The sequence below is a fragment of the Mesorhizobium sp. M0590 genome (assembly GCF_040320905.1).
GTDB lineage: Bacteria > Pseudomonadota > Alphaproteobacteria > Rhizobiales > Rhizobiaceae > Mesorhizobium.
Window position 1 is genome coordinate 52,627 of the sequence record NZ_JAMYQN010000018.1, and the last position, 16,811, is coordinate 69,437.

Annotated in this window: 20 protein-coding genes; 7 read left to right on the forward strand and 13 right to left on the reverse strand. The window is 62.2% G+C overall.

Translation table 11 applies throughout. From position 1 onward, the window contains the following. Positions 1 to 39: 39 nt before the first annotated feature. On the forward strand, positions 40 to 456 hold the full coding sequence (locus NKI52_RS25360; protein WP_352700217.1) for a helix-turn-helix domain-containing protein: 417 nt from the start codon (positions 40 to 42) through the stop codon (positions 454 to 456). Then, the gene (locus NKI52_RS25365) at positions 453 to 1,091 is read left to right on the forward strand and encodes a hypothetical protein (protein WP_352700191.1); all 639 of its coding nucleotides are present in this window, start codon (positions 453 to 455) and stop codon (positions 1,089 to 1,091) included. The genes NKI52_RS25360 and NKI52_RS25365 overlap by 4 nt, the downstream gene beginning before the upstream one ends. Here NKI52_RS25365 and NKI52_RS25370 read toward each other — a convergent pair. Beyond that, complete coding sequence (locus tag NKI52_RS25370; protein WP_352700192.1) at positions 1,081 to 1,317, reverse strand: RNA-binding protein; 237 nt, start codon at positions 1,315 to 1,317, stop codon at positions 1,081 to 1,083. The two genes, NKI52_RS25365 and NKI52_RS25370, sit on opposite strands and share 11 nt — an antisense overlap. 230 nt (positions 1,318 to 1,547) lie before the next feature. Here NKI52_RS25370 and NKI52_RS25375 point away from each other — a divergent pair, with 230 nt between their 5' ends. Further along, positions 1,548 to 1,718, forward strand: coding sequence for a hypothetical protein (locus NKI52_RS25375; protein WP_352700193.1), 171 nt, complete (start codon positions 1,548 to 1,550; stop codon positions 1,716 to 1,718). Positions 1,719 to 2,070: 352 nt separating this feature from the next. On the opposite strand, the gene NKI52_RS25380 is transcribed toward NKI52_RS25375, so the two are convergent. Continuing rightward, complete coding sequence (locus NKI52_RS25380) at positions 2,071 to 2,928, reverse strand: EamA family transporter (RefSeq protein WP_352700194.1); 858 nt, start codon at positions 2,926 to 2,928, stop codon at positions 2,071 to 2,073. Beyond that, positions 2,925 to 3,539, reverse strand: coding sequence for a nitroreductase family protein (locus tag NKI52_RS25385; RefSeq protein WP_352700195.1), 615 nt, complete (start codon positions 3,537 to 3,539; stop codon positions 2,925 to 2,927). Before NKI52_RS25385 ends, NKI52_RS25380 begins: the two co-directional genes overlap by 4 nt. Positions 3,540 to 3,649: 110 nt before the next feature. Between NKI52_RS25385 and NKI52_RS25390 the strand changes: the two genes are divergently transcribed. Together NKI52_RS25390 and NKI52_RS25395 are read left to right on the forward strand one after the other, a co-directional pair. Next, a complete protein-coding gene (locus tag NKI52_RS25390) occupies positions 3,650 to 4,651 on the forward strand; it encodes a LysR family transcriptional regulator (protein ID WP_352700196.1) in 1,002 nt (333 codons plus the stop codon). 30 nt (positions 4,652 to 4,681) lie between these two features. Beyond that, complete coding sequence (locus NKI52_RS25395; protein WP_352700197.1) at positions 4,682 to 5,455, forward strand: FadR/GntR family transcriptional regulator; 774 nt, start codon at positions 4,682 to 4,684, stop codon at positions 5,453 to 5,455. A 25-nt stretch (positions 5,456 to 5,480) separates the two neighbouring features. On the opposite strand, the gene NKI52_RS25400 is transcribed toward NKI52_RS25395, so the two are convergent. The 5 genes from NKI52_RS25400 to NKI52_RS25420 all read right to left on the reverse strand — a co-directional run bounded on the left by NKI52_RS25400 (position 5,481) and on the right by NKI52_RS25420 (position 10,721). Next, on the reverse strand, positions 5,481 to 6,587 hold the full coding sequence (locus NKI52_RS25400) for a Gfo/Idh/MocA family protein (RefSeq protein ID WP_352700198.1): 1,107 nt from the start codon (positions 6,585 to 6,587) through the stop codon (positions 5,481 to 5,483). A 32-nt stretch (positions 6,588 to 6,619) separates the two neighbouring features. After that, on the reverse strand, positions 6,620 to 7,432 hold the full coding sequence (locus tag NKI52_RS25405) for an ATP-binding cassette domain-containing protein (RefSeq protein WP_023675815.1): 813 nt from the start codon (positions 7,430 to 7,432) through the stop codon (positions 6,620 to 6,622). Positions 7,433 to 7,446: 14 nt separating this feature from the next. Further along, complete coding sequence (locus NKI52_RS25410; protein ID WP_352595412.1) at positions 7,447 to 8,562, reverse strand: ABC transporter permease; 1,116 nt, start codon at positions 8,560 to 8,562, stop codon at positions 7,447 to 7,449. A 148-nt stretch (positions 8,563 to 8,710) separates the two neighbouring features. Beyond that, a complete protein-coding gene (locus NKI52_RS25415) occupies positions 8,711 to 9,679 on the reverse strand; it encodes a rhizopine catabolism ABC transporter substrate-binding protein (RefSeq protein WP_023675817.1) in 969 nt (322 codons plus the stop codon). Positions 9,680 to 9,746: 67 nt separating this feature from the next. After that, positions 9,747 to 10,721, reverse strand: coding sequence for a polysaccharide deacetylase family protein (locus NKI52_RS25420; protein ID WP_352700199.1), 975 nt, complete (start codon positions 10,719 to 10,721; stop codon positions 9,747 to 9,749). Between the two features lie 362 nt (positions 10,722 to 11,083). On the opposite strand from NKI52_RS25420, the gene NKI52_RS25425 reads away from it, so the two are divergent. Both NKI52_RS25425 and NKI52_RS25430 read left to right on the forward strand, forming a co-directional pair. Then, a complete protein-coding gene (locus NKI52_RS25425) occupies positions 11,084 to 12,328 on the forward strand; it encodes a DegT/DnrJ/EryC1/StrS family aminotransferase (RefSeq protein ID WP_352700200.1) in 1,245 nt (414 codons plus the stop codon). 167 nt (positions 12,329 to 12,495) lie between these two features. Beyond that, positions 12,496 to 12,939, forward strand: a complete 444-nt coding sequence (locus tag NKI52_RS25430) for an SRPBCC family protein (protein WP_023675820.1) — start codon at positions 12,496 to 12,498, stop codon at positions 12,937 to 12,939. A 32-nt stretch (positions 12,940 to 12,971) separates the two neighbouring features. On the opposite strand, the gene NKI52_RS25435 is transcribed toward NKI52_RS25430, so the two are convergent. The 5 genes from NKI52_RS25435 to NKI52_RS25455 all read right to left on the reverse strand — a co-directional run bounded on the left by NKI52_RS25435 (position 12,972) and on the right by NKI52_RS25455 (position 16,725). After that, the gene (locus NKI52_RS25435) at positions 12,972 to 13,337 is read right to left on the reverse strand and encodes a GFA family protein (RefSeq protein WP_352700201.1); all 366 of its coding nucleotides are present in this window, start codon (positions 13,335 to 13,337) and stop codon (positions 12,972 to 12,974) included. A gap of 192 nt (positions 13,338 to 13,529) precedes the next feature. Continuing rightward, a complete protein-coding gene (gene mocR, locus NKI52_RS25440) occupies positions 13,530 to 14,996 on the reverse strand; it encodes a rhizopine catabolism transcriptional regulator MocR (protein ID WP_352700202.1) in 1,467 nt (488 codons plus the stop codon). A gap of 4 nt (positions 14,997 to 15,000) precedes the next feature. After that, a complete protein-coding gene (locus NKI52_RS25445) occupies positions 15,001 to 15,207 on the reverse strand; it encodes a LacI family DNA-binding transcriptional regulator (RefSeq protein WP_023675823.1) in 207 nt (68 codons plus the stop codon). 199 nt (positions 15,208 to 15,406) lie between these two features. After that, the gene (iolE, locus tag NKI52_RS25450; RefSeq protein ID WP_352700203.1) at positions 15,407 to 16,318 is read right to left on the reverse strand and encodes a myo-inosose-2 dehydratase; all 912 of its coding nucleotides are present in this window, start codon (positions 16,316 to 16,318) and stop codon (positions 15,407 to 15,409) included. 119 nt (positions 16,319 to 16,437) lie between these two features. After that, complete coding sequence (locus NKI52_RS25455; RefSeq protein ID WP_352505533.1) at positions 16,438 to 16,725, reverse strand: DUF3175 domain-containing protein; 288 nt, start codon at positions 16,723 to 16,725, stop codon at positions 16,438 to 16,440. Positions 16,726 to 16,811 lie beyond the last annotated feature (86 nt).

Sequence of the window (16,811 nt, forward strand, 5' to 3'; positions counted from 1 at the left end):
CTACGCAAAGAATACCGTGATGGGTTCCTGCATACTCAAGTGCGGGGTGGAATTGCGTATCAAATACAAGCTTTGCGAAGAAAGTTTCACATGTCGCAGGCCGATTTCGCGCAAAAAACCGGCAAGACGCAAAGCGTTATCTCACGGTTGGAGAGCACCGAGTACGGCAAAGTCACAGTGCAGACCCTACTCGACATTGCGAGCGGCTTGGATGTCGCTCTGCTCGTCCAATTCGTGTCTTACCCCGATTTCTTACAGCGAACAGCGGATATGTCCGATAAGGCCCTTCAGCCCGAAACCATTCAGGAGAGCCTCTCACAAAGGCAATTTCTATACGGCACTAGGGATCAGGACTTCCTAGAAGCGAAGCCTGCGCAAGCCAAAAAAAGAGCGACCATCCAGCCGTTTTCCATCCCGCGAAATATTGAGAATATAACCCAAAACGGCATCCAATGAGACTACTCAAGGTTCTTCCTTCTAGCGCTATCAGATCGGTAACGTTCAACGTTGAGGCCAATCCGGCGGTCTATGGCGGCAATGCCGTCCGGGCAATTAATGCAAGATACGGATTTCTAGAGTCACCACAACGCCTAGCTGATTTTGACTACGATGCAGGGGTTAAGTTTCTCAGGGGCAACTTTGAAGGCCACATTGTGGACCTCCAAATCTTTTTACGCGGCATAAAAGCCTATAGCGCAGATGGCACTACTGTCTGTGATGCTTTCATTGACGACTTTATAGGCGCGACAAAAGCCGCTGGCGTCGAAGTAGATACTTCATCGCTCTTTAGGGCGTATAGTAGCGCTATAGAGGTTGAATTTTTAGGGAAGTTCGACACGCTCTTCACAAAAATGAGCGGCTTCAGCAAACTGGTAGGCTCAAAAATTGTATCTTATGGCGGCCCTAATGATGAATTCCGTGGGGTTGGGATTAGCTTTGTTGGCAGCCTTGAGGGGCCAGCGCCAGATCCATTCCGTCTTGAACGGCGCGTTGGTCATGCTTGGGATTCCCACACGTTCTTTTCACTAGCGCCGCTCTCGACCGATGACCATATCGAGACACTTACGGAATTAGAGAAACTTATCTCTTAGCCGCCCAACGCTTCTCAGCAGCCTTCCTAGCGATCTCGGCGTGCCGCACCGGCGTCATGGTCTCGGCGCGCTTCTTTCCGCCCTTTGCGCCAAGTGCCTTTGCGGCAGGGTCTTTGCCGTCGTCCTGCACGTCGTCGGCTTCCTTGCCGGTAGCAATGCGCATGACGCGGACGGCGTTGCCGATCACGTCGGCGGGGCGCTTCTGGCCTTTAGGTCCGGTTGGCATTCAGCCTCGCCCCAAGCGTCCTCGCATCATTTATACCTTCAGTTTTAAGGGCATCGTAGTCGGACCCGTGGCGTTCGACCGAACGACCGTCAAAATGACGGCCACGGATTCGGTAGTGGCCAACCGATATCTCGTCAGCCACGAACGTCCAGCCCTCCAATCCATCTTGCGTGAAACTGAGCACTGTCGCTCTCCATGCTTTTTCGGGTAAGCATATAGGCGTTTCCGCCTTGGCCGACAAAACCGGGATAGGCGCTTTCGCATATTTCAAATTTCAAACTGAGACATCACCGACCGCTGGCGTCGCTGGCGAGCTTTGGGAAATCAGTGATATCGTCGCGCTGATCCAAGCCAAAGAGGCAGAGAAGCCTATGGTTCGCGGCCAAAAGGCAGGGGAGTGAGGACATTTGAAGTACGAGTGGGCGAACAATCCTCACTTGTTTGTTCCAATAACGGCGTGTGTCGTTGTCTTGGCCCTGAGTTTCGCGGGCATGTTCGTCGCACTCCTAAGCATACTTCTGCGCACCGACTTCTATGGGTCAATTGATGAGCAGAACCTTCCATGGAGCAAACGACTGGGGAAGCGAGACGCAAGGGTTCGTGCTGGATTTTGGTCAGCCCGGTTCCTGATACCGCGCCGGGTGATTGCATATGGTGCTGTTGTGTTCGTCTGCAGCTTCGGTGCGGTCGCGCTTATTTTAACCGTCTTCGGCCATCCGTCTTGATCGAATTTTCACCCACTCCCACCCAGGCTCAGGACTCGTTGCGTTTGGGGCGTTGAGCCAGCCAGATGCTGCCGATGACGAAAACGACGCCGGCGATTTGAGGCAAGGTCAGGGTCTGATCCAGGAATACCCATCCAAGCAGCACGGCCGTCACCGGGCTGAGGAAAAGCAGCGATGACACCACTGCGGATTCGAGTCGCGCAATGCCCCGGAACCAGAGGACATAGGTCAGCGCCGCACCGACTAGCCCGAGCCACGCCAGTCCAAGCAGGTTGGCGCCGGTCGGGAGCGGGATGGAAGGCTCGAAAAGCAGAGCCACTGGAACGAGCAGCAGACCGCCGGCAGTCAGTTGCCATGCCGTAAAGGCGAGCAGCGATGCTGGCGGCTGCCACTTGCGGCTCAACACGCTGCCGAAGGCCATTGAGGCCGCCCCGGCGAGGCCGGCGGCAACGCCGACCGCATCGAGCGTCGCGTTCGGGGTCAGCACCAGCAATGCAACACCGGCGATCCCGACAAGGGCGGCGACAATCGCCAACCGGCGGACAGGGCTGGCAAGCAGGGCAGCGGCGAGGAAAATCACAATCAATGGCTGGACCGACAGCACGGTCGCCGCGACCCCGCCCGGAAGCCGGTAGGCGGCGACAAACAACATGCTCAGGAAAATCGAGATGTTGAGGGCTCCGAGGACGAAACTACGCAGCCACCAGATGCCCGTCGGCAGTTGCCGAACGATCGCCAGCAGCAGCAATCCGGCGGGCAGGGCCCGCAGCATTGCGACCGTCATCGGCGAAAAGTTCGGCAGGAACTGCGTGGTGACGATATAGGTGCTGCCCCATATCGCGGGTGCAATGGCTGTAAGCAACAGATCGAAACGGCGCGTTTTCATAAGATTTCCAGTACTTCGGCAAGAGGGCGGCGCGGCTTTTGCGGCCAGTTGCCGGGCGCGGCGCGGCCGACCGCGATGAGCATCACCGGCACTTCATTGCGCCCAAGGCCAAACTCGCGGGCCACGCCTTCGGCGTCGAAGCCGGCCATCGGACCGGAGCCGAGGCCCAGCGCTTCGGCCGCGAAAATCAGCGTTGCGGCGCCAAGCGTTGCCGAGCGCACCGCTTCGTCGCGGGCTGCTAGAGGATCGGCATATTGTGCGCGGGCGCCTTCCTGCCAGCCCGAAGCCATATCCACCGGCATGAAGCCGGCTTCCACGAAAGGACGCAGCCTTGCATCGAGGGCAGCGTGGTCGGGCAGTACGCCGCAGATGATGAACGTGACGGCTGCCTCCTGCACCTTGGCCTGGCCATGCGCCACGCTGCGCAATCGTGCCTTTGCTTCCGGCGTCCGCACGGCGATGAACCGCCAATTCTGAAGGTTGTAGGCGGTTGGCGCGCGCGTTGCGAGGCGTGCCAGTTCCTCGACCTCGGCATCCGTCAATGCGTGCGAGCCATCGAACCGATTGGCCGATATGCGTCGCTCGATAAGGGAGATTGTGGGGTTGGTCATCATGTCATTCCAAACCTGAGAAAGTCGTTCGGAAAGCAGATAGACAATTTACCAAGGAGCGATAATATGCGATAATTGAAAGACATTGTTTACTAGAAGAGAATGGTGAGATGGATCGCCTGACGGCGTTGCAGGTTTTCCGCCAGGTGGCGGAACTGAACAGCTTTGCCGAAGCCGGACGGCGGCTCGGTCTCTCGCCACCCGCCATCAGCAAGAACATCGCCGAGCTGGAGGCGGATCTGGGGGTGCGGCTCATCAACCGGACGACGCGGCGCATGGCGCTGACCGAAGAGGGCAGGATCTACCTGGAGCATGTCACGCAGGGGCTCGATGCGCTGGCCAGGGCCGACCGGGTGCTCGGCCCGATCAAGACGGCGCCGAGCGGCACGTTGCGGGTCAGCGCGCCGATGACTGTCACGTTGACGCGGCTTTCGGCTGCCATGCCCGCGTTTCTATCGCGCTATCCCGATTTGAAGCTCGATCTGCACCTTGACGACAGGCGCGTCGATATCGTGCGGGAGGGATTTGACCTTGCCATTCGCGGCAGCGACAATCTCGAGGATTCCAGCCTGGTCGCCCGAAAGCTTGCGGTCATGCCGCACGTGCTTTGCGCAGCTCCGTCCTATTTCGAGGAGCATGGCCGGCCCAAGACGCCTGCCGATTTGAAGGCGGCCAATTGCATCCGGTTCAGCCTCTCGGGGCATGCGGACATATGGGAATTCCGCAAGGACGGCCGCGCCGAGCGGATCGCCATCGACGGACGATACACGGTCTCGTCAAGCCTTGCCGTGCGCGATGCGCTGCGCGCCGGCTTCGGCGTCAGCCTGATCCCTTATCCCTATGTCGAGAGCGACCTGAAAGCAGGCCGGCTGCAATCGGCTCTGGATGACTGGGAAAAGGTCGAAACCACGCTCTACGCGGTCTATCCGGCACGGCAGCATCTTGCCCCGAAAATCCGCGTCTTCCTTGATTTCCTGATCGAGGAATTCAGTCGGGACAAAGAGAAGCCGTTCGTACCTCCCCGGCGTGAACGCTCGGCAAAGCGCGGTGTCGGCGAGGGGACGGATGCGGAAAATCAGACTGAGATATTGCCGGCGATCTCATCTCCTTGACACGCCTCCAAATCCGGACTTTGTGGAGCCATGCGGGACGCGAAGCCGAATAAGGGAAAGACAGCGGCCGAGGCGTTCGCCGAACGCACGAGCGGTATCCGCCGGGCCGATGCGGCGCGCATGCCGGGGTCGAGCGTTCACGCGTCGCTGGCCAACGAAATCGGGCTGAGGATCGTGCGCGGCGACTATCCGCCGGGAACCATCCTGCCCAATGAGGCCAAATGGTCGGAGACCTTCGACGTCAGCCGCTCGGCGGTGCGCGAGGCCATCAAGATGCTGATGGCGAAGAGCCTGCTGTCGTCACGTCCCAAAATCGGCAGCTGGGTCGAGCCGAAGGAACGCTGGAACCTGCTCGATCGCGACGTGCTGGCCTGGTACGCGACCTCGCCGGATCGTGAGGTGTTCCTCAGGACCGTGCAGGAATTCCGCCACATCATCGAGCCGGAGGCCAGCGCTTTTGCCGCCATGCGGCGCACCGACGAGCAGATGGCCGAGATCAGCCAGGCCTGCCGCGAGATGGGTGAGGCGACCAACCTGCAGGAGCGGACGCGCGCCGATACGCGTTTTCATCTCGCCATCCTGCGGGCCTCGGGCAACGATCTGCTGGTGCCGCTCGGCGTGCTGATCGAATCGGCATTCGATCATCTATTTGCTTATACCACGCGGGAACTCGACGATTTGCAGCATGCGCAGAGGCTGCATGAGGCAATCGAGAAGAGCATCCGCCTGCAGCGGCCGGACGCGGCGCGCAATGCGGTGCGCAAGCTGCTGGCCAATACCGACAGCGTCATCAAGTCCAGATAGCGCCGTTCGGCTACAGGTGGAGTGCTCAGTCGAAGGGTGCGGTCGCGAGATGCCGCCGGGTCAGCCCGATCAGCAGCGCCTGGTCGCGGGCGGCGTGTTCGGGTGGGTTGACGACGGCATCGCCATTGACGATCGCTGCCCAGAAGCCACGCATCTCTTCGACGAAGGCTTCGGCGTAACCGGCACGCAAATCTTTCTTCGACAGCGTGTGACCGTCCGAGGTCGTCACCGTCAGCCGGATCGGATGATGGTTGAGCCAGGGCGAGGGGAATTCGAGCTCGAGGCTGGCATCGTCGAAGAACAGCGTGATCCGCTCCTTGTAGTCGGCGAGCTTGGGCACAGTGAGATGCGTCATGGTCCACAGTGCCTGCCCGTCCAGCAACTTGACGGCGCCGTGGCCGCCGTCGCCATTGGCAAAGATCTGCGCGCCGACGACCTCGCCGTCCGGCACGCCGAGCGCATCGAGCAGGCCATGGACGGCATTGACATCGTGAATCAAGGCCGAGCTGTAAGCGCCGGTAAATCCACGGAAAGCGAGATCGGTCAGATGCACGCCGATGGCCTCTTCGACCTGGCGCTTCTGCTTGGCCGCGACAGCGGCGATCATGTCTTTTGGGATATCGGTGCCGCGCCTGTAGGGCTGATGGGCGATGAACGGCCAGGCGTCGGGATCGTTTACCTCCACCGAGACCGCGCGCAGCGTGCTCGATGTTCCGGGCAGCGAAGCGAGCGCCAGCCGGTAATTCGGGTCGAAGCGCTTCATATAGCCGACCTGAACGATTTTCCTGGCGGCATCGCGCGCGGCGACGATCTCGGCGATTTCCGCCAGCGAATAGCAGAGCGGCTTTTCGCAAAAGACATGCAGGCCGCGCGCCAGCGTCGCCAGCACCTGTTCGTGATGTAGCGGGTCCGGCGAGCCGATCACCACCGCGTCGAGGCGTTGGTCGAAGAGCTGGTCGATCGTTTCGAAATTGGCAATGCCATGGGTGTCGGTGACGAACTGCCGCGAAATCCTGGAGGGATCGGCGACGCCGACCAGCTCGAACAATTCACCGAGGCGCAGCAGATTGGGGATATGCTCGACCTGCGAGATCATGCCGGCGCCGACGACCCCGACGCGTATCCTGCTCATTGGATCATTCCCCGCAATGTCCGATTGTCAGCTCAAGGCGCCGCAGGCGGCCGGTTGCCGATCTGGGCGAGCAGGCCGGCAATCTCCGCCTCGACCGCCTTCAGATCCTCGCCGCCCGACATGATCGAGATGACCTCGTCGCGTGAGATCTCGGACTTGGCGTAGGTGCCGCGATTGCGGCCGCGGTTGAGCAGCGTGAAGGTGTCGCCGACCGGATAGGCATGGTGGATGTTGTGGCTGATGAAGATGACGGCCAGGCCCCGCATGCGCGCTTCGATGATGAATTTCAGCACCATCGCCGCCTGGTGGACGCCGAGTGCCGAGGTCGGCTCGTCGAGGATCAGCACGCGCGCGCCAAAATGCACGGCGCGGGCGATCGCCACCGACTGGCGCTCGCCGCCCGACAGCGTGCCGACGGCCTGCGTCGGATCGCGCACGTCGATGCCGATATCGGCCATCGCCTGCCTGGCGATGGTGTTGGCGCGCTCTTTGTCGATGCGCGAGAAGGGCAGGCTGCTTTTGGTCGGCTCGCGGCCGAGGAAGAAGTTACGGGTGATCGACATCAGCGAGATCATGCCGAGGTCCTGGAACACCGTTGCCACGCCGAGCTCCTGCGCGTCGCGCGGGCTGCGGAAGGTGACCGGCTTGCCGTCGACCAGGATTTCGCCCTTGCTCGGCCGATAGACGCCGGACAAAACCTTGATCAGCGTCGACTTGCCGGCGCCGTTATCGCCGAGCAGGCAGTGGACCTCGCCCGGATAGACCTTGATGTCGATGTCCTGGAGGGCGCGCACCGAGCCGAAATTGACGCTGACGCCGCGCAGTTCCATTGCCGGTTCGGTCATTTGGGCCGGTTCGGTCATTTGCCACCTCCGCGGCCGAGCGCCTTCAGCCTGATGTAGTTGTTGACCAGCACGGCCATCAGGATGACGATGCCGAGGAAGACCTTGAACCAGTCGGTGTCGATGCCGGTGTAGAAGATACCCATCTGCACCAGCCCGAAGATCAGCGCGCCGAACAGCACGCCATAGACGGTGCCGTAACCGCCTGTGAGCAGCACGCCGCCGATGACGGCGGCGATGATCGCCTCGAATTCCTTGAGCAGGCCGCGCGTGGTGTCGGCGGAGCCCGCCTCCATCACCTGGATGGTGGCAAGCAGTGTCGCCGCGCAAGCGGTGTAGACGAACAGGCTGATCTTTACGCGATCGACCGGCACGCCGACGTTGCGGGCTGCGATCAGGTCGCCGCCGGTGGCGAAGATCCAGTTGCCGTATTTCGTCTGGGTGAGCACGTAGCCGGCCAGCGCCGTCAGGCCGAGCCACCAGACGATCGACATCGGAATGCCGGCGACGAAGGGAATGCCGTCGCTGCGGGTGGCGATCCAGCCTTGCGCGCCCATCCAGCGGAACAGGCTGGTGAGCAGATGGCCGTTGAAAATGCCGGCCGTCGCCGGGTCCGGTGCGCCTTCGAGTATGTAGGGGATCTGGGTGCGGCCGGTGGCGGCGCGGGTGATGCCGATCGACAGTCCGCGCAGGATATAGAGCGTGGCGAGCGTGACGATGAAGGAGGGCAGGCGCGTCTTCACCACGATCAGGCCGTTGAGATAGCCGGTGAGGATGGCAACGGCGAAGGCACAGGCGATGCCACCCCATAGCGGCAGGCCCCAGTACTTCACCGTCAGCCCGATGACGACACCGGCAAAGCCGACCATGGAGCCGACCGAAAGATCGAACTCGCCGGCGATGATGAGGAGTGCTGCCGCGGTGGCGACGATGCCGAGCTCCGCCGACAGCGTCAGGAATGTCATCGATCCCTGCAGCGAATAGAGGTTTGCCGCGCCCGGCAGCAGCGCAAAGATGATGATCGTCGCAAGCAGCCCACCGGCGGCACCGGCTTCCGGCCGGCGCAGCCACTGGGTCAGCTTGCCGGTGCTGGCCAGCCGCTCGTCGGCGCCGGCGGCCCGCTTCGACGTCATGCCGAAGCGGTCGGTCGCCTTCAGTTCGCCCGGAGGTATCGCCTTGTCTTCCACGACCGCCATTAGGCTCTCCAATCGCTCAATTCGCAATCTTCGAACGGATCGGGAGAGCGCTTGGCGCATTCTCCCGTTCCGTCGGAGCGCTTGCCTAGCGGATGCCCTCTTTGGCGAGCGCCAGGATCGCCTTGGCTTTTTCCGGTGAGTCTATGAACAGCGGTCCGGTATAGGCGTTGTTCTGCGGCCAGAAGCCGTGCGTTGCCTGCTCGACCAGATAGATCACCGGCAGATAGCCCATCAGATATTGCTGGGCGTCCATGCCGAAGCCCATTTCGCCGGCGACGACAGAGTCGAGAACCTCCGGGCTGATGTCGAATGTGTAGAGCTTGAGCTTGCCGAACAGTTCCTTGTCGCGGAACATCGGGATCAGCGGGTTGGCGGCGGTGGCGCCGAGCGCAAAGACGGCCTGCGTGTCGGGATGCGCCGACAGATAGGCTTCGGTGCGGCGCTGGATGTCTGCGGGATCGGGCGCCACGGCCAGAACCTCGGTGCCGCCGCCGGAGGGCTTCAGCCCGTCATTGAGGCCCTGGCAGCGCTGGTCGAGGCTGACATTGCCGACCTCGTGGTTGATACAGACGACCTTGAGCGTGCCTTCCTTGGCCAGCCGCTCGCCGGCCTTCTTGCCGGAATCATATTCGGAAACGGTGCCGACATAGAGCGTAGTGCCGAGCTCGGCGCCTTCCTTTTCGCCGGAATCCAGAACCACCATGGGAATATTGGCGGCAAGCCCGGATTTGACCGATTTGCCGAGCGCATTGGCGTCGGCGATGGAGACGGCGATACCGTCCGGCTTGGTGGCGATGGCGGCGTCGAGAAGCCGGGCCTGCTCGACCACGTCGAAGACCTGCGGCGCGTAATATTCGACCTTGGCGCCGGTAAGGGCGGCCGCGTCATCGACGCCGCGCTTGACCACCGACCAATAGGGATCGGACGCCGACCCATGCACCACGAAGGTGATGCGCACGTCCTTCGGATCCTTGAGCCCCGCGGCATGCGCAATGCCTGTCATCAGGCCCGCCGAGACGAAGGCGCCCAATGCCACTTTCAGAAGAGTTTTCATCTTATTCTCCCATTTGTCGTTGCAGTTCCAATCCCTCTGGCGCCGTTTTCCGGCCGCGACGATCGGCTCACGTCGCGGATCGGGTGGCCGCTTTGCGGGCCTTTGCCGACGCCAATCGCTGTTCGCCCGCGGTGTTGCCGCGGGCTGTTGTTGATGATCGCCCGGCCGAGAGCGTGGCGCGAAGCTCCTCGCGCAACGCCTTCATGCCGATGATGTCGATCGGCTGTGCGGCGAGCCAGTCGCGAAAGCCCTGGTCGCGGAACAGCTCGTACTCTTCGGTGCGGATATAGGCGGAGCGCGGCTCGATCAGCTCGAGTTCACCGGGCGCGTTACAATGCAGGCAAAAGAAGGTCAGGCCCTCGCGCACAGCCTCGATGAGCGCTTTGTAAGCCGGCTCGATCGGCCTGGAACGCGGCCGGCCCCAGGTCGTCTGGATGGCGGCGTCGAAAATGGCAAAGCCGCCGGCACGGGCCAGCGCCACGCCGCGCTGGAACGCCTCCTCGGTGACGCCGACCAGATTGTCGTTGGGGGAATAGGCGGACAGGGTCTTGGTCAGCAGCACGGGCAGCTGATATTCGAGCCCGAGCTTGATGTAGATAGCGCAGAATTCCGGCGACAATGCCGCGCCCATATGCGCGTCGAGATGGGTGACGTCGATGCCGGCGCGATAGGCGGTGTCGATCTGGGCGCGAAGCTCGGCCTCGACCGCCTGCGGCACCGCCTTGCGGCGCGTGGTCGCCACATCCGGCCAGAAGAAGCCGAACTCGTCGGTCAGGCCGGCCGCCCGCGACGGCGCGGTCAAGGGCCGCCATTTGTAGTGCTGCTTCTCGCTGTTCAGCGTCAGGTGGACGCCAAGGTCGAGGCCAGGATTGGCGGCGGCGCTTTCGGCCATTTCGAGGAACCACGGGCATGGCACCATCACCGCGCCGGAACTGCAGACACCCAGCCCGCTCAATTCGAGGAAGGCGCTGTTGGCGCCGTGGCACATGCCGACATCGTCCTCGTGGAGCACGATCCGTTTGCTGGAGCCGGCGGCGTTCACGACCGGCCGCCTTCCCGCCGGCGCGCCGGTTTCGAGGGTCTTCCAAAGTGTGTCCCGTATTTCATGGAACCAACCGTTTGCCCAACTGGCCGGAATGGAACGCCGAAACCTGCCTTTCCGACAGGGCCACTTTGGCGAATTCGGATGGGTACGATTTGCCTGCCGGCTGAGACACTTAGCTGCCGATTTCCCCAGTCACGGTTCAAAACCAGTCATAGGAACCGTCTTCCGGGCGCAGATGGCTTGGTCGAATAGCGGCGGAGTGGTTCTTTCAAACTGTGCCGACAAGCCTACAGCTGTCCACACCATCAAGCGACCACATTATCAAGTGACCCACACTGTCAAGTGACTGGAGGCCTGTCATGTACACCGCCGGCGAAGAGGAAATCGAAGCCATTGCCAGGGTGATCCGCTCGGGCGCGCTGTTTCGTTACGGCAAGGACAGCGAATGCGACCGCTTCGAGGCCCGCTATGCGCAGCATCTTGGCGTCGAGCATTTCGCGCTGGCCGCCAGCGGCACCTATGGGCTCGCCGCCGGCCTGATCGGCCTCGGCATCGGCCCGGGGGACGAAGTGCTGGTGCCGGCGCACACCTATATGGCGACAGCGACCGCGGTGCTGTCGGTCGGGGCCATTCCAGTCATCGTCGACATCGACGAGAGCCTGACCATCGATCCCATCGCCCTGCGCGATGCCATCGGGCCGCGCACCAGGGCGGTCATCCCGGTGCATATGTGGGGCGCTGCCTGCAACATGAATGCAATCATGGACATTGCTGCCAAGCGCGGCTTGCTGGTGCTGGAGGATGTCTGCCAGGGCATCGGCGGCGGCTATGAGGGCCGCAAGCTCGGCTCGATCGGCCATGCCGGCGCTTATTCCTTCAACTACTTCAAGAACATGACCTCGGGCGAGGGCGGCGGCATCGCCACCAGCGATCCGAAAGTGGCGGAGCGGGCGCGCTGCGCCATCGACCCTTGCCATTTCTACTGGCAGGGCAGAAGCGACAGCATCAAACCCTTCGCCGGCATCGGCGCGCGTGCTTCCGAACTGATGGGGGCGATGCTCAACGTCCAACTCGACCGGCTGGACGGCATCATCGAGGCGATGCGGGCCGAGAAGAAGACGGTGCTGGCCGGTACCCGCCACCTCAGCAATCTTGGGCTGACGCCGTCGCCGATGAACAGCGCGGACGACGATTGTGCCGCACAGGTGATGTACCTGCTGCCGAGCGAGCAGGCGGCGCAGACTTTTTCGAAGACCATTCCGAGCGTCGTTGCCGGCAAGACCGGCCGTCACAATTTCACCCAGTGGGACCAGGTGCTGATGCATGAAGGCGCGCATCATCCGGCGCTCAATCCTTACGCACTGCCCGAGAACCAGGGCCTGCGGCTGGATTATTCCGACGACCTCGGCAAGCGCTCGCTCGACATCCTCAACCGCACCGTGATGGTCGCCATGAACCCGGCGCACAGCGATACCGACATTCAGGACATGATCCACAACATCGACGCGGCGGCGCGGGTGGCGCTGGAGAATGCTTCGCTCGATGATATCGAATTGCGCAAGGCGGCACCGGTTGATCTGCAGAAGTTCGACAGTGTGAACTAGACCAGATCCGGCGCGGTTTGCTACCCTGCGGCCGAGTTCCTTGTCCGGCGGCCGGGCGAGGATTCCGGCCGGTATTACCGGTCGTCAAAAATCCGCAGGCCCGTGTCGGATAGGCCGGGCTCCGCTCGTCCTAGGGGCATCGATCACCAACAGGGAGGATTAACGATATGCCCGGCACCGTACGTCTGCACCGCGTTCTGACAACCAGCCCGGAGAAAGTCTACCGCGCGTTCCTCGAAGCGGATGCACTTGCGAAATGGCTTCCGCCGAACGGCTTCACCTGCACGGTTCACCACTTCGAGGCGAAAGTCGGCGGTACGTTCAAAATGTCCTTCCGCAACTTCACCACCGGCGACAGCCACTCGTTCGGCGGCGAATATGTCGAGCTCGTCCCCAATGAGCAACTGCGTTACACCGACCGGTTCGACGACCCCAACCTGGCCGGCGAGATCGAGGTGACCGTGACATTGAAGAAAGTGTCGGTCGGCACCGAAGTGAATATCACGCAGGCAGGTATTCCAGACGCCATCCCGGTTGAGGCCTGCTATCTCGGCTGGCAGGAGTCGCTGCGAAATCTGGCGAAGCTCGTTGAACCCGAGATCAACCAATAAGATAAAGCGCTGCCCTGGCTGCGTTGGCATCGCTAACCGGAAACCCAGGGGTGACGCCGTTCTTCCCAGGCGACATGCGCTGGGGCCGGAAAGGCGGGATCGGCGAAGCAGCCAACGGCGACGGCGATCCATTCAGGCTTTTGCTCGGGCTCCCAGAAGACGCTTGAGCCGCAGCCCGGGCAGAAATGGAAAGTGACGTGGTGGCCGCTCCGAGCTGACCGGCTGTAGGTCTTGGCGTCGCCTTCGGCTTCTACCTTGTCGCGCGCAAAGAAGGCGGCGACGCCGTATGTGCTGCCGGTCCGTTTCTGGCAGTCGAGGCAGTGGCACTGTGCGACCAGTTGCGGCTCTCCGTTACAGGAGATCCTCAGTTGCCCACAGGCACAGGATGCGGTTCTCATGGCAATCCTCATGGTTCAGATGAATGCGCCGCCAGCCCATACCGGCGGTGGCATGCTTCAGGTTTTCGGGGAGTTTCGGCCTTGGAAAGCGCTCTTTGCGCGAACGCCAAAAAACAAGGACCGATGCCCCATCTTCCTAATCACTGCGGGCGATTGACTCAACCCCGCGGTGAACGAGATGGAGAGCCGGCTCTAGCTTCTGTCCAATCTTAGAAACGCGGCGCGCAGCGCCAGCACGGCGCGCATGATCTGGCGTTCGTCCATCGCCGCGTAGCCGAGCAGCAGCCCGTGCTCGGGCACGCTGGAATGGTAGTTGATCGAGATGCCCTGGACGTCGAGCCCCTCCTTGACGGCTGCGGCGACCACGTCACTGTCCTTATAGGGCCTGACAAAGCTGGCCAGCAGCTGCATGCCGGAATCGTTTTCCGTGACGGTCAGCCATTCCGCCAGATGCTCCTGGCACAGCTTGACGAAGTTCGCCTGCCGGCGCGCATAGAGCCGGCGCATGCGTTTGAGGTGCGTGGCAAAATAGCCCTGCGTGATGAAGTCGTTGACCGTTGCCTGCAGGATCAGCGGCGCGAACTGACCGGTGATGCTCACCGCCCGGTCGAAGGGCACCGACAATTCGCGCGGCACGATCAGATAACCGATGCGCAGCGCCGGAATCAGCGTCTTGCCGAAGCTGCCGATATAGACGACGCGGTCGGCATGATCGAGCCCGCGTAGCGCCGGCACCGGCCGGCCGCGGAACCGGTATTCGCCATCATAGTCATCCTCGACGATCCAGGCGCCGTTGCGTTCGGCGATGTCGAGCAGCTGCAACCGCTCCTCGATGCGCATGATCGTGCCGAACGGCCATTGGCAGGATGGTGTCACATAGATCAGCCGCGGCGGCGGCAGCTCCGGATCGGCAAGATGCCAGCCGCGCCGGTCGACCTTCAACGGTGCCAGCCTGGCGCCGCTGGCGAGAAAGGCGCTCTTGGCGCCGAGATAGCCGGGCTCCTCCATCCAGACGTGGTCGCCTTCGTCCATCAGCACGCGCGAGACGAGATCGAGTGCCGCCTGCGCACCGGTGACGATGATCACCTGGTCGGCGGTGCAGCTGATGCCGCGCGACAGGCCGATGGTCGAGGCAATGGCCTGACGCAGGCCGGGATGGCCGGCAAAGGAGAGATAACCAAGCAGGCTCTCGTCGCGGCTGCGTGCATTGCGCACCAGAAGGCTTGACCAGATGGTGAACGGAAACGATGCCGTTTCAGGAACGCCGGGATGGAAATTGATGACGCCGGCATTGCGTGGCGGTTGCGGGCCGTTGACGATGGTCTGGCCACGCCGCGACAGCTTTTGCGGCGCTGCCAGTCCGGCGCGCAGGGATGCCAAGGGGCGGTTCTGCTGGATCGGCGCCACCCAGGTGCCCGATCCGGCACGCGCCTCGATAAAACCTTCGGCAAGGAGCTGGTCATAGGCGGCGATGACCGTGTTGCGCCCGACCTTCAGATCTTCGGCCAGCGAGCGCGTCGACGGCAGCAGCGTGTTCTGCGGGATCTGGCCGTCAAGGATGAAGCGTCGCAAGGCGCCGTAGATCTGACGATGCATCGGTTCTTCCGAAGCACGGTCGACCGACATGATGTCGAGGGAAAGGCGCATGTGGTCGGCCACGGCACTATCCCCCGACGGACCGGGCGGCGCGGGCGATCTTTTCCTCGTTGAGCCGGCAGACAGTGTCGAGCACCAGTCGCCTGGTTTCGGGGCGGATCTCGCGGCTGTTCTTCAGCGCGCGATGCACGGTGGCGGCGCCAAGTTCCGCCTTCTCGGCAATCTCCCGGATGGTGCAAAGCCGTTCCATGCCAAGCGCAGCTTCGAAAGCCATGTCGCTCCTCCTCGGTTGCATCAAGGCACGGCTTCCGGCCGGCCTCAAGCTTGAAAGTCGGGGTTTTAATCCAGAGCCGGGATTCTGCGATCCGCGCCGCGCAGGGAGCAAGGCGGCGCGGATCGCCGGGCGCTTTCGCGTCGCTAACCCCATCGAGGCGCGCGCCCATTATGTTCCTCCGGCTCGCAATGCGGGCCGGTCAGCCTGCCTTCCGAGTCGCCACTTCGAAGCCGGCCTCGCGGGCGGTGGCGAGCAGCGAGAAATAGCCTTTGCTGGCATAGGTCAGCGGATGCGCCTTGGCCGGATCCTGCTCGGCTTCGACAACGAGCCAGCCTTCATAGCCGCGCGCAGCGAGGGGTTTCAGCAATGACAGGAAATCGACCGAGCCGTCGCCGGGCACGGTAAAAATGCCGTCCATTACCGCCGCCATGAAGCTCATGTCCTCGCGGCGTGCCCGTTCCAGCACCGCCCTGCGAACGTCCTTGCAATGGAAATGCACGATACGGTCGAGATGCCGTTGCAGCAGCGATTGCGGGTCGCCGCCCGAAAACAGGCAGTGGCCGGTATCGAACAAAAGGCCGACGCTTCGGCCCGTCGCCGCCATCAGCCTGTCGACTTCATCGTCCGTCTCGACGATGGTGCCCATGTGGTGGTGGAAGGCCATGCCGACCCCGAATGCAGCCATGCGGTCGGCGAGGGCGGTCAGTTTCTTGCCATAGGACGGCCAGTCCCTGTCGGCGAGGCGCGGACGCTCGGAGATCGGTGCGAAAATGCCGTCATGGCGACCGCGCGAGGTGTCGGCGTAGACGACGATCCTGGCGCCAAGGTCGCGCAACAGCTGAAGATGTGGGGTGATCGCCGCGAATTCCTCGTCGACCGTGCGGTCGAGAATGCGGCCATCATACCAGCCGGAAACGAGTTCCAGGCCATAGGAAGACAGGAGCCGCCCAAGCACTTCAGCCTGGCGCGGAAATTTGCCGCCGAGTTCGGTGCCGCGGTAGCCGGCCAGCGCCGTTTCCGACAGGCAAGTCTCCAAGGACGTATCCCCGCCAAGCGCCGGAACGTCGTCATTGCTCCAGGTGATGGGATTGATGCCGATCTTGACCGTCATGACGCCAGGCTTTTGCGGGCTTGGGAAGACAAGCCGAGCCTGCAGACTGGCGACAAAGAGGCCCTGTCACTAGGTCCAGTTCAGCCGAATTTGGCAGAACCAATTAATGGTGACCGATTCTAGTCTTCCTTTGGGCGGCCAAAAAGGACGCGCAGTTCATCCTTTGCGTCCTCCAGCACTTCCTTCTGCGCCGCCGGCAGGTTCTTGCCGGCGCGGTTGATGTAGAAATTCAGCATCGACATGGCGGATTGAAACGGCCCTGCCTTGCGTCGGTCGCTGTGCTCGGCCGATCGCTTCAACGAGGCGGCGATTTTCCTTGGATCGTGGGATTCGAAGATATGTTCCTCGAGGTCCAGCGCGTCACTGTGCTCGGTGACGTCGGCGGACCATTTCCGTTGCGCGGTCATGGCAAACTCCTTCCACTAGGTCGTTGCCGGAAAACGCCTTATGGCGCACCCCTGTTCCACTTCGGCCCGAATCGCTGGAGCCACGG

Excerpts from the sequence above, each read along its gene's own strand:
- NKI52_RS25365 (WP_352700191.1), top strand. The coding sequence starts at position 453 with ATGAGACTACTCAAGGTTCTTCCTTCTAGCGCTATCAGATCGGTAACG.
- NKI52_RS25370 (WP_352700192.1), bottom strand. The coding sequence starts at position 1,317 with ATGCCAACCGGACCTAAAGGCCAGAAGCGCCCCGCCGACGTGATCGGC.
- NKI52_RS25380 (WP_352700194.1), bottom strand. The coding sequence starts at position 2,928 with ATGAAAACGCGCCGTTTCGATCTGTTGCTTACAGCCATTGCACCCGCG.
- NKI52_RS25385 (WP_352700195.1), bottom strand. The coding sequence starts at position 3,539 with ATGACCAACCCCACAATCTCCCTTATCGAGCGACGCATATCGGCCAAT.
- NKI52_RS25390 (WP_352700196.1), top strand. The coding sequence starts at position 3,650 with ATGGATCGCCTGACGGCGTTGCAGGTTTTCCGCCAGGTGGCGGAACTG.
- NKI52_RS25395 (WP_352700197.1), top strand. The coding sequence starts at position 4,682 with ATGCGGGACGCGAAGCCGAATAAGGGAAAGACAGCGGCCGAGGCGTTC.
- NKI52_RS25400 (WP_352700198.1), bottom strand. The coding sequence starts at position 6,587 with ATGAGCAGGATACGCGTCGGGGTCGTCGGCGCCGGCATGATCTCGCAG.
- NKI52_RS25405 (WP_023675815.1), bottom strand. The coding sequence starts at position 7,432 with ATGACCGAACCGGCAATGGAACTGCGCGGCGTCAGCGTCAATTTCGGC.
- NKI52_RS25410 (WP_352595412.1), bottom strand. The coding sequence starts at position 8,562 with ATGACGTCGAAGCGGGCCGCCGGCGCCGACGAGCGGCTGGCCAGCACC.
- NKI52_RS25415 (WP_023675817.1), bottom strand. The coding sequence starts at position 9,679 with ATGAAAACTCTTCTGAAAGTGGCATTGGGCGCCTTCGTCTCGGCGGGC.
- NKI52_RS25425 (WP_352700200.1), top strand. The coding sequence starts at position 11,084 with ATGTACACCGCCGGCGAAGAGGAAATCGAAGCCATTGCCAGGGTGATC.
- NKI52_RS25430 (WP_023675820.1), top strand. The coding sequence starts at position 12,496 with ATGCCCGGCACCGTACGTCTGCACCGCGTTCTGACAACCAGCCCGGAG.
- NKI52_RS25435 (WP_352700201.1), bottom strand. The coding sequence starts at position 13,337 with ATGAGAACCGCATCCTGTGCCTGTGGGCAACTGAGGATCTCCTGTAAC.
- NKI52_RS25445 (WP_023675823.1), bottom strand. The coding sequence starts at position 15,207 with ATGGCTTTCGAAGCTGCGCTTGGCATGGAACGGCTTTGCACCATCCGG.
- iolE (WP_352700203.1), bottom strand. The coding sequence starts at position 16,318 with ATGACGGTCAAGATCGGCATCAATCCCATCACCTGGAGCAATGACGAC.
- NKI52_RS25455 (WP_352505533.1), bottom strand. The coding sequence starts at position 16,725 with ATGACCGCGCAACGGAAATGGTCCGCCGACGTCACCGAGCACAGTGAC.